This window comes from Actinomadura xylanilytica, from assembly GCF_030283145.1.
Lineage (GTDB): Bacteria > Actinomycetota > Actinomycetes > Streptosporangiales > Streptosporangiaceae > Spirillospora > Spirillospora xylanilytica.
Window position 1 is genome coordinate 1,026,683 of the sequence record NZ_JASNWE010000004.1, and the last position, 13,071, is coordinate 1,039,753.

13 protein-coding genes are annotated in these 13,071 nt (G+C 72.5%); 6 read left to right on the top strand and 7 right to left on the bottom strand.

Annotated features, from left to right (window positions below; all coding sequences use genetic code 11):
• The first annotated feature begins 69 nt into the window (after window positions 1-69).
• Window positions 70-660 carry a hypothetical protein gene (locus QP090_RS28540; RefSeq protein WP_285942551.1) on the top strand — a complete coding sequence of 197 codons (591 nt, stop codon included), beginning with the start codon at window positions 70-72 and terminating at the stop codon, window positions 658-660.
• Between the two features lie 144 nt (window positions 661-804).
• Here the strand turns inward: QP090_RS28540 and QP090_RS28545 are convergent, their stop codons facing one another.
• Together QP090_RS28545 and QP090_RS28550 are read right to left on the bottom strand one after the other, a co-directional pair.
• Window positions 805-1,077, bottom strand: a complete 273-nt coding sequence (locus QP090_RS28545; protein WP_285942552.1) for a WXG100 family type VII secretion target — start codon at window positions 1,075-1,077, stop codon at window positions 805-807.
• A gap of 416 nt (window positions 1,078-1,493) precedes the next feature.
• Complete coding sequence (locus QP090_RS28550) at window positions 1,494-2,057, bottom strand: hypothetical protein (RefSeq protein WP_285942553.1); 564 nt, start codon at window positions 2,055-2,057, stop codon at window positions 1,494-1,496.
• Window positions 2,058-2,209: 152 nt separating this feature from the next.
• On the opposite strand from QP090_RS28550, the gene QP090_RS28555 reads away from it, so the two are divergent.
• On the top strand, window positions 2,210-2,461 hold the full coding sequence (locus tag QP090_RS28555) for a type B 50S ribosomal protein L31 (protein ID WP_285942554.1): 252 nt from the start codon (window positions 2,210-2,212) through the stop codon (window positions 2,459-2,461).
• 90 nt (window positions 2,462-2,551) lie between these two features.
• On the opposite strand, the gene QP090_RS28560 is transcribed toward QP090_RS28555, so the two are convergent.
• Together QP090_RS28560 and QP090_RS28565 are read right to left on the bottom strand one after the other, a co-directional pair.
• Window positions 2,552-2,878 (bottom strand): hypothetical protein, encoded by a 327-nt coding sequence (locus QP090_RS28560; RefSeq protein ID WP_285942555.1) that lies wholly within the window; start codon window positions 2,876-2,878, stop codon window positions 2,552-2,554.
• A gap of 25 nt (window positions 2,879-2,903) precedes the next feature.
• Window positions 2,904-3,941, bottom strand: coding sequence for an SPFH domain-containing protein (locus QP090_RS28565; protein ID WP_285942556.1), 1,038 nt, complete (start codon window positions 3,939-3,941; stop codon window positions 2,904-2,906).
• Between the two features lie 202 nt (window positions 3,942-4,143).
• On the opposite strand from QP090_RS28565, the gene QP090_RS28570 reads away from it, so the two are divergent.
• Together QP090_RS28570 and QP090_RS28575 are read left to right on the top strand one after the other, a co-directional pair.
• Window positions 4,144-5,910 (top strand): acetyl/propionyl/methylcrotonyl-CoA carboxylase subunit alpha, encoded by a 1,767-nt coding sequence (locus QP090_RS28570; protein ID WP_285942557.1) that lies wholly within the window; start codon window positions 4,144-4,146, stop codon window positions 5,908-5,910.
• Window positions 5,911-6,256: 346 nt separating this feature from the next.
• Window positions 6,257-7,555 carry a hypothetical protein gene (locus tag QP090_RS28575; RefSeq protein WP_285942558.1) on the top strand — a complete coding sequence of 433 codons (1,299 nt, stop codon included), beginning with the start codon at window positions 6,257-6,259 and terminating at the stop codon, window positions 7,553-7,555.
• Between the two features lie 52 nt (window positions 7,556-7,607).
• Here the strand turns inward: QP090_RS28575 and QP090_RS28580 are convergent, their stop codons facing one another.
• Complete coding sequence (locus QP090_RS28580; RefSeq protein ID WP_285942559.1) at window positions 7,608-8,495, bottom strand: sigma-70 family RNA polymerase sigma factor; 888 nt, start codon at window positions 8,493-8,495, stop codon at window positions 7,608-7,610.
• Between the two features lie 73 nt (window positions 8,496-8,568).
• Between QP090_RS28580 and QP090_RS28585 the strand changes: the two genes are divergently transcribed.
• Window positions 8,569-9,756 carry an oxidoreductase gene (locus tag QP090_RS28585; protein ID WP_285942560.1) on the top strand — a complete coding sequence of 396 codons (1,188 nt, stop codon included), beginning with the start codon at window positions 8,569-8,571 and terminating at the stop codon, window positions 9,754-9,756.
• A gap of 297 nt (window positions 9,757-10,053) precedes the next feature.
• A complete protein-coding gene (locus QP090_RS28590; protein WP_285942561.1) occupies window positions 10,054-11,052 on the top strand; it encodes an IS481 family transposase in 999 nt (332 codons plus the stop codon).
• On the opposite strand, the gene QP090_RS28595 is transcribed toward QP090_RS28590, so the two are convergent.
• A complete protein-coding gene (locus tag QP090_RS28595; RefSeq protein ID WP_285942562.1) occupies window positions 11,049-11,555 on the bottom strand; it encodes a MarR family transcriptional regulator in 507 nt (168 codons plus the stop codon). The genes QP090_RS28590 and QP090_RS28595 overlap by 4 nt on opposite strands.
• An 82-nt stretch (window positions 11,556-11,637) precedes the next feature.
• Window positions 11,638-13,023 (bottom strand): NAD(P)H-quinone dehydrogenase, encoded by a 1,386-nt coding sequence (locus tag QP090_RS28600; protein WP_285942563.1) that lies wholly within the window; start codon window positions 13,021-13,023, stop codon window positions 11,638-11,640.
• Between the last annotated feature and the right edge of the window lie 48 nt (window positions 13,024-13,071).

A 13,071-nucleotide genomic window follows, 5' to 3' on the forward strand; every position in this document is an offset into this window, starting at 1 on the left:
CCGAACGGCCCGGCCACTTCGAATTGATCGATAGCCTGTTCGTCTTCAACCCGAAGGGCGGGATCGGCTATGGCGGCCTTCTGGCCTCGCACCCGGCGCCTGGTGCTGCGCGACCGGTTCGCCGAGAAGAGGATCGGCGACCTCGGCGCGGAGCTCGGCTGGCCGCGACGCGAGGAGTACCCCGCCGACCCCGAGGAGGGCACCGACCACCAGGTGGTCTGGTCGGTGGCGCCGATGCTGTCGCTGCACTACTTCGAGGACGAGATCTCGCGGCACAGCTACCTGGTGGTCGCCGGGGAGGACGCGGCGGCGGTGCGCGCCACGGCCGGGCTGGTCGAGTCGCGGCTCGACATCTGGCGGCTGGACGAGCTGCTCGCCGAGGTCGACGCCGCACCCGGCCCCGAAGGGCTCGCGGCGGCGGTCGTCCGCGCCGGCCTCGGCTGCCCCGAGGAGTTCGACGAGCGCTTCTTCAGCCGGCTGCACGGCGCCCTGCGCCATGTGAACCCGCGAGTGCGCGAGCGGGCGCTGTGGGCGGTGTCGTACGTGCCGTGGCCGAGCTACCGGCCGCAGCTCTCGTTCATCCGCGAGAACGACGCCGAGGTGGATCTGCGCGGCACCGCGGGGATCCTGCTGGAGGCCCTGGACGAGATGGCCCTCTGACCCTCGCGCCCTTCCGCCCTCCGCGCCCGCCTCGCCGGACCGCCGCCCGCGCCCCCGGAGAGGGTGCGGCGGCGGGCCGGCCGGAGAGAAAGGCGCGGGCCCCGACCTCGGGGGGATGGGCCGGGACCCGCGGTCCGTGGAGGCTCAGCGCGTGGCGGCCTCGATGTTCTGCTGGGAGCGCTTGATGTCCTGCCCGCCCTGCTCCAGGGCGAGGGCCATCTTGTCGAAGGCGGTCTTGGCCTCGGCCCAGGCGCTGCGGAACCGGTCGGCGCCCGGCCCCCACCAGACCTCGGTGCTGCCCACGGTGCGGCCGTTGAGGTCCTTGATCAGGGCATCGAGGTTCCGGGAGTGCTTGTTGAACATCCGGGACATGTCCTCGAGCGCACCGATGCTGGCGCCGCGCTTGTCACCGCTCATTGCTCCGCACCTTTCGTCGCCGAACGTCTTCGGTCCTGCCGCACATCCGGGAATTGGCGACAGCCTACGCCCCACCGATCACAAGAATCCAGCCGAACAACGCGGAGGGTGTGCCGATGGGGGCACATTACCTCCGGCCCGGGCTGGCCGGAACCGGCCAGCACTTCCCGCGCCGATCAGTGCCCGGGCGCTCCCGCCGATCTCTACCGAATCCACTCCATGCTCTCTGACCTGCATCATTACTGAGCGTCAAGGAGACGGCGGAGTACCGTGACCGGATCATCGGACGGTGCCCGGCCGGCGCATTTTCCGCCGACCGAATGACCGTTCCCCATTCGGGAGAAAACACCTCGGCACGCGGACCGGCGCGGCAGGCGACCGGCGGGGGCGGAGCGGGCGGCGCCCGTCAGCGCCCGTCAGCGCCCGTCGGAGGGGCCGTCGAGGTCGTTGAGCGGGTGCGCGGCCGGGTCGAGGACGCGCTCGCCGACCATCGTGATCCGCTCGTCGCGGGTGGTGAACTCGAACCGGCGCCGCACCGACTGGGTGACCTTGCCGGTGTCGTACCGCACCTCGGTGTGCTCGGTCGCCTCCAGCGTGATGCGGTCGCCGGTGCGGACGGCGCGCCCGCCGTCGAGACGGGTGCGGGCGCCGGTGAAGGCGGGGCCGCCCTCGACCGGCGCGCGGCCCCGGAAGCCCAGCTCGTGCACGGCCTGCTCCTGGACGCGTTCGAGCGAGGGCGAGATCAGCACGCCCATGATCTCGGACGGGGCGTCCTGCTCGCGGTGCCGCTTCTGGATCAGCGCCTCCGAGCGGTTCCGCAGCAGCGTCCCGGCGGCCACGGTGAGCTGGTGGGTGGTCTCGGCGTCCAGCGTGGGGGGCGGCTGCCCGATGGCGGACGAGGGCAGCACGGCACAGCAGGTGACGGCGATGATCGCCGTTCCGGCACGCGTCCAGTGGCGAACCATCTGACTCCCGGTCATCCGCAGATCAGTGGCGAAGATACACCGGCCGTCCGCCGGGTGACAGGTCGCGGCGCGGCGGGCTCACCCGAGGGAATGGAAATGGTTATCGTTGTGTTGTGCGGGGCAGCCCCCGAGGACACACCAGACCACACGATCTTCCGGGAGGAACGATGAAGAACGGCACCCACCCCGCCTACCGCCCCGTCGTCTTCCGCGACCGCGGCGCCGACACCGCCTTCCTGACGCGGTCGACGGCCGCCACCGACAGGACGATCACCTGGGAGGACGGGAACACCTACCCCGTCGTGGACGTGGACGTCTCGTCGGCGAGCCACCCGTTCTACACGGGCAAGGCCCGCACCATGGACTCCACCGGAGCCGTCGAGAAGTTCAACCGGCGCTATGCCCGTCCCCAGGACTGAGACAGGCGTCACACGACGAACGAACGCCCGCACCGCGCCACCGGTGCGGGCGTCCTCATGCGCGCACGCGCGGGCGCGCAGAGCGTCGGTTCAGTCCGATTCGACCTCTAGCGTGGCGACGCGCGTCCGCGCCTGCGCCATGGCCTCCTGATAGCGCGCCTCCCACTCCGGGTCGCCGTCCGGGATGGTCGCGACGATCTGGCGGCCGGTCTCGGCCACCTGCTCACCGGCCGCGTTCAGCGTGACGCGCCGCACCACGACGGTGGTCACGCCGCCGTCCGACTCGGTGCGGGTCTCCCAGCGGGACGAGCCCGGCGGCGCGGACGCCGAGGCCCCCGCGCCGCCGATCGCGTACACGATCAGGACGATGACCACGGCGGCGAGCGCGAGCGCCGCCAGGATGATCAGGAATCGCACGGTCCGGCCTCCTCGGTCGCGGCGGTCACTTCTTCGGCAGCAGCGGCCCGTTCGGGTTGCCGGGCGCGTAGACGGTGATGCCCTGCGGCAGCGCCTTCAGCTCCTCGATCCGCGCGCAGGTCGGGCACTTGGTGTAGCCGTCCTGGCGGGCCTTGTTGGCCGCCGCCTCGGCCTTCGCCGTCGCGACCTTGGCCTGGGCCTCGCTCACCTGGGCGAACGCCGCCTGCGCGCGGTCCACGGCCTCCTGCACCCGGGCCGGCAGCGTCACCCGCACCAGGTTGAAGTGGATGTTGGTGACGAAGGTGCCGCCGAGCGTCGACTCCAGATCCGCGGCGAGGCTGGTGTTGATCGCGTTCTGGACCTTGGCGATGTTCCCGTTGTTGCTCTGCGCCGCGGCGCCGGTCGACGTCCTGGCGGGCACCGAGGCGTTCTGCACCAGCGCGCAGGACGAGACCAGTTCGGCGCAGCGGAAGCTGTTGACCTGCCCGCGCAGGTCGTTGTCGATCACCGGCCGGACCACCTGGTCGAGGAACGCCGACCAGCCGGCGTCGCCGTCCCACGGGTGGTAGGTGTCACCGCCCGCGCTGCGGAACTTGCGCGTCCCGTACTTGTCGTCGAACGACCTCAGCGCGGCATGGTCCAGGTTGAGGGTGAAGTAGAGCGTCCCCTCGATCCCCATGTTCACGCCGTCGGCGCTCGGCACGGTGACCACGTCCACGCCGGACTCCTCGCCCTTCCGCGCGTCCGAGGTGATCGTGTAGAAGCGCTGCTGGGCCGGGTACATGTGCACCTTGGAGTACAGCCCGATCCAGATGCGGCCCGATCCGGGGTCGATGACCTGGCGGATCCGGTTGTTGTCGAAGAACCCGCCGTTGCGGACGACCGCGATCTCACCGCCGCCGGTCCGCTCGAATCCGCCGAACAGCGCGCTCAGCGCGGGCCCGCCCACCACGACCAGCGCGACCGCGAGCACGATCGCGGTCCGGCGGCGCGGGACCCTGAGCATCGAGAATCGCGCTGCCCCGCCCCGTCCCGCCGCCGCGGACGACTTCTTCTCGGCCACCTGTGCCTCCTCTCACCCCCCGGCCCGGACGGCCCGCGGGGACGCCGATCTGACGCCGGAGGGCGCCGCCCGGATCCCGGGCACGGCAAGTACCCGGCATCCTGTACACCGCAGGAGGAATCGTCCATAAGGTGGGGCTTACGAAATCGACCACGGGCGATTACCTAGACTGCGCGTGCGAGGTTGAGGGAGGAGAACCCACGTGCGTAAGGTCCTGATCGCCAACCGCGGAGAGATCGCGGTTCGAATTGCCCGCGCTTGTCGCGATGCCGGGTTGACCAGTGTCGCGGTGTACGCCGAGCCGGACCTGGACGCCCTGCACGTTCGGGTCGCGGACGAGGCGTACGCCTTGGGCGGCCAGACGGCCGCCGAGAGCTACCTGAGCATCGACAAGCTGTTGAAGATCGCCGCGGACGCCGGCGCGGACGCCGTGCACCCCGGTTACGGCTTTCTCGCCGAGAACGCCGACTTCGCCGCCGCGGTGCAGGCCGCGGGGCTCACCTGGATCGGTCCGCCGCCCGCCGCGATCACCGCGCTGGGCGACAAGGTGCAGGCGCGGCACATCGCCGACAAGGTCGGCGCGCCGCTGGTGGCCGGCACCAAGGACCCCGTCTCGGGCGCCGACGAGGTCGTCGCGTTCGCGCAGGAGCACGGGCTGCCGATCGCCATCAAGGCCGCCTACGGCGGCGGCGGGCGCGGGCTGAAGGTGGCCCGCACCCTGGAGGAGGTCCCCGAGCTGTACGAGTCGGCGGTGCGCGAGGCCGTCGGCGCCTTCGGCCGCGGCGAGTGCTTCGTCGAGCGCTACCTCGACAAGCCCCGGCACGTCGAGACCCAGTGCCTGGCCGACCGGCACGGGAACGTGGTGGTGGTGTCCACCCGCGACTGCTCGCTCCAGCGCCGGCACCAGAAGCTGGTCGAGGAGGCCCCGGCCCCCTACCTGAGCGAGGAGCAGCTCGACCTGCTGTACACCTCGTCCAAGGCCATCCTGAAGGAGGCCGGGTACGTCGGCGCGGGCACCTGCGAGTTCCTCGTCGGGCAGGACGGGACGATCTCGTTCCTGGAGGTCAACACCCGGCTCCAGGTCGAGCACCCGGTGACCGAGGAGGTCGCGGGCATCGACCTGGTGCGCGAGATGTTCCGCGTCGCCGATGGCGAGGAGCTCGGCTACGGCGACCCCGAGCTGCGCGGCCACTCGATCGAGTTCCGGCTGAACGCCGAGGACGCGGGCCGCGGGTTCCTGCCCGCGGTCGGCACCCTGACCGGCTGGGAGCCCCCCTCGGGCCCCGGCGTGCGGCTCGACTCGGGCTACGTCGCCGGGCAGACCGTCCCCCAGGCGTTCGACTCGCTGATCGCCAAGCTGATCGTCACCGGCGCGACCCGGCGGCAGGCCGTCGAGCGGTCCCGCCGCGCGCTGGCCGAGTTCGTGATCGACGGCATGCCGACCGTGCTGCCCTTCCACCGCGCCGTCCTGGACGACCCGGCGTTCGTCCCCGAGGGCGACGACGAGCCGTTCACCATCCACACCCGGTGGATCGAGACCGAGTTCGACAACCGGATCGAGCCCTACGACACCGCCGCTACGGCGGGCGAGGCCGAGGCGGGCGAGCGCGAGCGGGTCACCGTCGAGGTCGGCGGCCGGCGCATCGAGGTCGTCCTCCCGGCCGGGCTCGGCGCGGCGGCGGCGCCGGCCGGCCAGGCCGGCCCGGCCAAGCGGCGGGCCGGCAAGAAGGGCGGCGCCGCCCAGGCGTCCGGCGACTCCCTGGTCTCCCCGATGCAGGGCACGATCGTCAAGCTGGTCGCCGAGGACGGTGCGACCGTCGCGGCCGGCGACACCATCGTGGTCCTGGAGGCCATGAAGATGGAGCAGCCGCTCACCGCGCACAAGGCCGGGACCATCACCGGCCTCGCCGCCGAGGTCGGCCAGACCGTCTCCAGCGGCGCGGTCATCTGCGAGATCAAGGACAGCTGACCTCGAACCGCAGTCCAGGGGCCCCGCGATCGGTCATCGTGGGGCCCCTGCCGCGTTCCGGCGCCGGCCGAGGGTGCCACCCGGGATCGCCGTCCCGTGGCTGGCACCCCTGACCGGCGGGGCGCTCCAGCGCTCTGAAGCCCGCCTCCTTGGCCGCACCGCTCCTGTCGGCCGAGGTGCGAGGGGCCGTGCCCGCCCGTCGCTCCTAGAGCTTCTCAAGGCCGCGGACGGGGCCCTCCACCCGACCCGCCGCCCCGGCGGGGCCAGATTCGAGAACCACGGCAATGGGGACGGAACGGACTAGGGCGGCGGATCGTCCTACCTGGTGAGGAGGCACACCGTGACCATGAGTTCCGTGCTTCGGTCCACCCGGACGGCACGCCGCGGCGCCCTGGCGGCGATCATCGCCCTGGCGGCCGTGCTGCTGCTCGGATTCGGCGCGCCCGCCCAGGCTGGCGACAACGTGGGCCAGATCGCCAAGGCCCTGACGAGCTCCCGCGTCTACGTCACCTCCGGGGCCGGCCCGGTGCTGTCCGCCTCGGACCAGTCCGAGATCAACGCCGCCCTGGACCGCGACAAGGACGCCGACGTCCGCGCCGTGGTGGTGTCGAACGACGTGACGGGCCCCCAGGTCCAGCAGATGCTCGTCGCGGTGCGGGAACGGGTCGGCAAGGACGGCATCTACGCCGCGGTGACCGCCGACGGCCGGCGGATGGCGGCGACCACGGGGCAGTTCAGCCGGCCGGAGATCAACCAGCTGATCACCCAGACCAGCGGCACACCGCTGAAGGAGCGGCTGATCCGGTTCGGCGAGGTCGCCGAGAAGAAGGCCGAGGCCAAGGCGCACTCGAGCACGGTGGGCATGTTCGTGACGCTGGGCGTGGTGATCGTCCTGGTGGCGGGCGCGGCCGGGACGTTCCTGGTGGTGCGCAAGCGCACCCGGGAGCGGGAGGCCCAGCAGATGGCCCAGCTCAAGCTGGGCGTGGAGGAGGACGTGACGGCGCTGGGCGAGGACATCGCGCGGCTCGACCTGAACGTCATGGACCACGACCTCCACCCCGACACCCGCTCGGACTACGAGCACGCCATGAACTCCTACGACGCGGCGAAGCGCGCGACCGACAAGGCCGCGCGTCCCGAGGACATGCTCGCCGTGACGACGTCGCTGGAGGACGGGCGCTACTACATGACCGCGACGCGCGCCCGGCTCGCCGATGAGCCGGTGCCCGAGCGGCGTGCACCCTGCTTCTTCAACCCGCAGCACGGCCCGTCGGTGAAGGACGTCACGTGGGCGCCTCCAGGCGGCGTGGCACGTTCGGTGCCCGCCTGTGAGGCGGACGCCGAGGCGGTGCTGCACGGGCACGCTCCGGACGTGCGGATGGTGCCATACGGCGACGGGCGCCGTCCTTACTGGGACGCCGGACCCGCGTACGGCCCGTACGCCGGTGGCTACTACTCCTCCTACGGCGGCATGGACCTGATCAGCGGCATGATGATCGGCACCATGCTCGGCTCGATGATGAACGGCGGCTGGGGCGGCGACGGAGGCGGCATGGGCGGCTTCGGCGACGGCGGAGGCGGAGGCGACTTCGGCAGCGGCGACTTCGGCGACTTCGGCGGCGGGGGCGACTTCGGCGGGTTCTGACCCGCCGACCCGGCGGTGGGTGGTGGGGAAGGGTGCCCTCCCCGCCACCGCCTCACACGAGTCCGTCCAGGCCGTCCAGGACCGCCAGGTCGAGCCGCCGCAGGCGCTCCGGGTCGGCGATCAGCTCGTACCCGGCCACCCGGTCGCCCTCCACCGTGACCGCCAGGACGAGCAGCAGCCGGCCGTGCGGCGCGACCACGACGCCGACCGCCCCGTCCACCAGCGCCGGCTCCGCGACACGCGCACGCCGTCCGAACAGCAGCATCTCCCGCGCCACGGACTCCGCGCCGCGGAGCACCGCGTCCCGGCCCGGCCCCAGCGCGGCGCGGTCGGCCCGCCGGACGACGTCGGGGGCCAGCACGGCGAGCATGGCGTCCAGGTCCCCGCTGCGCGTGGCGGCGAGGAAGGCGTCGACGACGCGCCGCTGGTGGGCGAGTTCCGCGCTGGGCACGGAGGTGGCGCCGCGCAGCCGCTGCCGCGCCCGGCTCGCGAGCTTCTTCGCGGCGACGGGCGTGCGGTCGACGATCGGCGCGATCTGATCGAACGGCACGGCGAACAGGTCGTGCAGCACGAACGCGACCCTTTCGGCGGGGGCCAGCGTGCCGAGCACCACGAGCACGGCGCGGCCGACCGCGTCGACGAGCTCCGCCTCCTGCTCGGGATCGCCCTCCCGCGCCCGCGCGGGCGCCTGCCCGTCGAGCGGCTCCTCCCGCCGCGACCTGCGCGTGCGCAGCATGTCGAGGCAGAGCCGCGACACGACCGTGCGAAGCCAGCCGCCCAGGTGGTCGATGCCGGTGAGGTCGGTGCGGCTGAGCCGGAGCCACGCCTCCTGGACGGCGTCGTCCGCCTCGCTCGGCGAGCCCAGCATCCGGAAGGCCACCGCGCGCAACTGCCCGCGATGCTCCTCGAACCGTTCGGCCAGCGCGGCCTGCTCATCCATCGGTCACCTTTCCTCGTCGCCTTCCGTCTGGTTCGTGGGATCGATGCAGACAACGCGACAAGGGGACACTTCGATGATCCGACACCGTCAGGGTAGCGACCCCGACGAGCTCCGGCCCCAGCCGCTGCTGCGGCCGGTGGACCTCGGCGGCCTCCGGCTGCCCAACCGGGTGGTGATGGCGCCGCTGACGCGGTGCCGGGCCGACAACGGCGGCATGCTGCCGACGGAGCTGCACGCCGCCTACTACGCCCAGCGGGCCGGCGCCGGGCTGATCATCGCGGAGGGCAGCTGGGTGAGCCGGCGGGCGGTCGGCGTCCCCGGCGCCCCCGGCATCTTCAGCGAGCGGCAGGTCGAGGCGTGGCGCCGGGTCACCGGCGTCGTGCACGCCCTGGGCGGACGGATCGTGCTCCAGCTCTGGCACGCCGGCGCCAACTCGCACCCCGACCATCTCGGCGGCGCGCTGCCCGCCGGGCCGTCGGCGATCAACCCGGACGAGATCTCGCCCACCCCGTCCGGGCCGAGGGGGACCCGCACGCCCCGTGCGATGACCGTCGCGGAGATCGAGGGCACGGTCGCCGACTACGGCGCCGCGGCCGGGCGGGCGCGCCGCGCCGGGTTCGACGGGGTGGAGATCGCCGCGGGCGGCACGTACCTGATCTCGCAGTTCCTCAACCCGCGGCTCAACCGCCGCACCGACGGCTACGGGACGGACCGGGGCCGCCTGCTGATGGAGATCGTGGACGCGGTGGCCGCCGCCTGGGACCGGCGGCGGGTCGGCGTGCGGCTGGCGCCGTACTGGACCGCCGCCGACCGGTCCGGCGCGGGCCGGCCGCACGAGGGGTACCACTACACCGCCGACGCCCGTACCCTCGCCGACCACGACGGCCTGGTGGCCGAGCTCGGCGAGCGCCGGGTGGGCTACCTGCACCTGCGCGGACGCGCCCCGGACGGCCCGGGAGCCGCCCCCCGCTTCGACGAGGTCGCCCGCTACCGCGCGCTCTTCGGCGGCCCGCTGATCGCCAACCACGGCTTCGACCGGGACACCGGCAACGCGATCATCGAGGCGGGGCTCGCCGACGCGGTGTCCTTCGCCCGGCTCTTCATCGCCAACCCCGATCTCGTCGGCCGGTTCGCGCTGGGGCACGAGCCGGCCGCCGGCGACCGGAGCACCCACTACTCCGGCGGGGCGCGCGGCTACGTCGACTATCCGATCTGGCCGGGGCCCGGGGTGACGTCGGCAGCACCCGCGTCCCCCGGCTAGGGCCTGTCTTAAAGTGCCTCGGCCGTCGCGCGAGCGCGTTACCCGCACGGTGGGGCGAAGCCGGAGGCGAGCCCCACCGGCCAGATCGCGAAGCGATGTCGCGCTCGCCCAAGCCAGGTCGGTGTCCGAGCCGCCAGGCGAGGACGCCGGGCCGGGCTTTGAAACACGCCCTAGTTGTACTGCCCAGGGAGGTTGGTTGAGGTTGTGTGACGACACGGTGTGAATGTGCGCGATGGTGAAGGCCTCCGGTTGTGGAGTGGAGCTGTCTAGGAACCGCTCCGCCAACAGGAGGCCTTCGTGTCCCACGCTAACGCTGCTTTGACTCCTCGCGGGCGTCTTCGGCTGGCGCGTCTGATCGTTGATGACGGCTGGCCGATCGCCAGAGCGGCCGAGCGTTACGAGGTTTCGTGGCCGACCGCCAAACGCTGGGCCGAGCGGTACCGCCGGCACGGCGTGGCCGGGATGGCCGACCAGTCATCGCGGCCGCGCACCAGTCCGTCTCGGACGCCGCAGCCGGTGGTCCGCAAGATCGTGCACCTGCGGTGGAAGCAGCGACTGGGGCCGGTGCAGATCGCCGGACGCCTGGGCATGCCGTCCTCGACCGTTCACGCCGTTCTGACCAGGTGCCGCCTCAACCGGCTGTCGCACATCGACCGCGCCACCGGCGAACCCATCAGACGCTACGAACACGACCACCCGGGCGCGATGCTGCACGTCGACGTCAAGAAACTGGGCAACATCCCCGACGGCGGCGGCTGGCGCTACGTGGGCAGGGTCCAAGGTGAGCGCAACCGCGAGGCCACCGCCCGCCGCACCGGTGCCCGCAACACCCGCTACGAGCCCAGGGTCGGCACCGCGTTCGTGCACACCGTCATCGACGATTATTCCCGCGTCGCCTACGCCGAAATCCACGACGACGAGAAGGCCGCCACCGCGATCGCAGTACTGCGCAACGCCGTCGCCTGGTTCGCCGCCCGCGGCGTCACCATCGAGCGGGTGCTGTCCGACAACGGCTCGGCCTACAAAGCCCACGCCTGGCGCGACACCTGCAACGAGCTGGGCATCCGGCCCAAGAAGACCCGGCCCTACCGACCACAGACCAACGGCAAGGTCGAACGCTTCCACCGGACCCTGGCCGACGGCTGGGCACTGGGCCGCTTCCACAACTCCGAACAAGCCCGCCGCAAAGCCCTGCCCGCCTGGCTACATCACTACAATCACCACCGACCCCACACCGCAACCGGCGGCAAACCACCAATCACCAGATTGACCAACGTCCCTGGGCAGTACACCTAGTCGCCGGTCAGCTCCCGCGTGGCGTCGCGCCCGGCGTCCGCGGTGCGGGCGAGGAAGCCGGCGAGCAGCTCGAGTTCGGCGTCGTCGTAGCCGGCGCAGAGGTCGTCCATCGCGGCGTTCATGCCCGCGTAGAGGTGGAGCAGCTCGGCGTTGCGGTCGCGCAGGACGCGCAGGACGACGGCGCGGCGGTCGGACGGGTCGCGTTCGCGCGCGACCCATCCGCCGCGTTCGAGCCGGTCGAGGATGCCGGTCAGCGTGGCCGGGTGCAGCCCGGCGCGGCGGGCGAGCGCGCTCGGGCTGAGCGGGCCGAACCTGGTGATCAGGTCGAGGCAGTCGATGTCGACGTCCTTGAGCCCGAGGCGCGCGCCGACCTGGTGGGTGAGCAGGGAGAGCTGGACGCTCAGCTCGCGCAGCGACTCCTTGATGCCGATGCCGATGCCGAGCCGGCGCCGCGCGGCGCCGCCGTCGCCGTCCCCGCCGTCCCCAGGTGGTACGGAACTCATCTGTCATGCTCCTCGCACGATCTCGACCGCGGACCTCGCGCCGAGCCCGTCCGCCCTCCCGGCACCGGGCCGGGCGGCCGGCTCAGTAGGCGTGCTCGGACATCAGCCGGCGAGACGCCTCGGTGATGCTGCCCGACAGCGACGGGTAGACGGCGAAGGTGTGCGCGAGCTGGTCGACGGTCAGATGCTGCTGGACCGCGACCGACACCCCGAGGATCAGCTCGCTGGCGCGCGGCGCCACGATCACGCCGCCGAGCACGATGCCGGTGGACGGGCGGCAGAACACCTTGACGAAGCCGTCCTCGAAGCCCTGCATCTTGGCCCGCGCGTTGGTGAACAGCGGCAGCATCACCGTGCGGGCGTTGACGTCGCCCGTGTCGACCATCTGCTGCGTCACGCCGACCGAGGCGACCTCGGGGTCGGTGAAGATGTTGGAGGAGACCCAGCCGAGCTTCAGCGGCTGGACCGCCTCGCCCAGCGCGTGCCACATCGCGATGCGGCCCTGCATGCCCGCGACGGACGCGAGCATCAGGATGCCGGTGCAGTCGCCGGAGGCGTAGATGTGCGGGACGCTGGTGCGCGACACCTTGTCGACCTCGACGAAGCCGCGGGCGCTGAGCCGCACGCCGGCCTTCTCCAGGCCGATGCCGCGGGTGTTGGGCTCCATCCCGACCGTCATCAGGCAGTGCGTGCCGGTGACCTTGCGGCCGTCCTCCAGCGTGACCACCACGCCGTCGCCGGTGCGTTCCACCGCGCCCGCGCGGGAGCGCGACATGACGTTCATGCCGCGGCGCAGGAAGACGTCCTGGAGCACCGCGGCGGCGTCGGCGTCCTCGGTCGGCAGGATGCGGTCGCGGGAGGAGACCAGCGTCACGTGCGAGCCGAGCGACAGGTAGGCCCCGGCCAGCTCGGCGCCGGTGACGCCGGACCCGACCACGATCAGCTCGCGCGGGAGCTCGGGCAGGTCGTAGAGCTGCCGCCAGTTGAGGATGCGCTCGCCGTCGGGCTCGGCGCCGGGCAGCACCCGCGGGGTGGCGCCGGTCGCCACCAGCACGATGTCGGCCTGGAACCGGCGGTCGCCGACCGCGACGACATGCGGCTCGACCAGCCGGGCCTCACCCCGGACGATCTTGACCTCTTCGTAGGCGAGCCGTTCGGCGACGTCGAACGACTGGGCCCGGGCGAGTTCCTTCACCCGCTTGTTGACCGTGGCCATGTCGGCCTCCAGGCCGCCGACGATGCCGTCCGGGCCGCCGCTGAAGCGCAGGCCGAGGGCGGCCGACTCCGACATCACGGCCATGCGGGTGGAGGTGGCGATGAGCGTCTTGGAGGGGACGCAGTCGGTGAGCACGCACGCGCCGCCGGGACCGTCGCGTTCCACCACGGTCACGTCGGCGCCGAGCTGCGCCGCGACGAGCGCGGCCTCGTAGCCGCCCGGTCCTCCTCCGATGATCACAATGCGGGTCACGCTTCCATTGTTTCCTACCCGCGGCAGTGACCCGACCGGCCCCCCGGG

What these genes read in the sequence shown, in the direction of transcription:
- QP090_RS28540 (WP_285942551.1), top strand. Translation starts at nt 70, where the DNA reads ATGGCGGCCTTCTGGCCTCGCACCCGGCGCCTGGTGCTGCGCGACCGG.
- QP090_RS28545 (WP_285942552.1), bottom strand. Translation starts at nt 1,077, where the DNA reads ATGAGCGGTGACAAGCGCGGCGCCAGCATCGGTGCGCTCGAGGACATG.
- QP090_RS28550 (WP_285942553.1), bottom strand. Translation starts at nt 2,057, where the DNA reads ATGACCGGGAGTCAGATGGTTCGCCACTGGACGCGTGCCGGAACGGCG.
- QP090_RS28555 (WP_285942554.1), top strand. Translation starts at nt 2,210, where the DNA reads ATGAAGAACGGCACCCACCCCGCCTACCGCCCCGTCGTCTTCCGCGAC.
- QP090_RS28575 (WP_285942558.1), top strand. Translation starts at nt 6,257, where the DNA reads ATGAGTTCCGTGCTTCGGTCCACCCGGACGGCACGCCGCGGCGCCCTG.
- QP090_RS28580 (WP_285942559.1), bottom strand. Translation starts at nt 8,495, where the DNA reads ATGGATGAGCAGGCCGCGCTGGCCGAACGGTTCGAGGAGCATCGCGGG.
- QP090_RS28585 (WP_285942560.1), top strand. Translation starts at nt 8,569, where the DNA reads ATGATCCGACACCGTCAGGGTAGCGACCCCGACGAGCTCCGGCCCCAG.
- QP090_RS28595 (WP_285942562.1), bottom strand. Translation starts at nt 11,555, where the DNA reads ATGAGTTCCGTACCACCTGGGGACGGCGGGGACGGCGACGGCGGCGCC.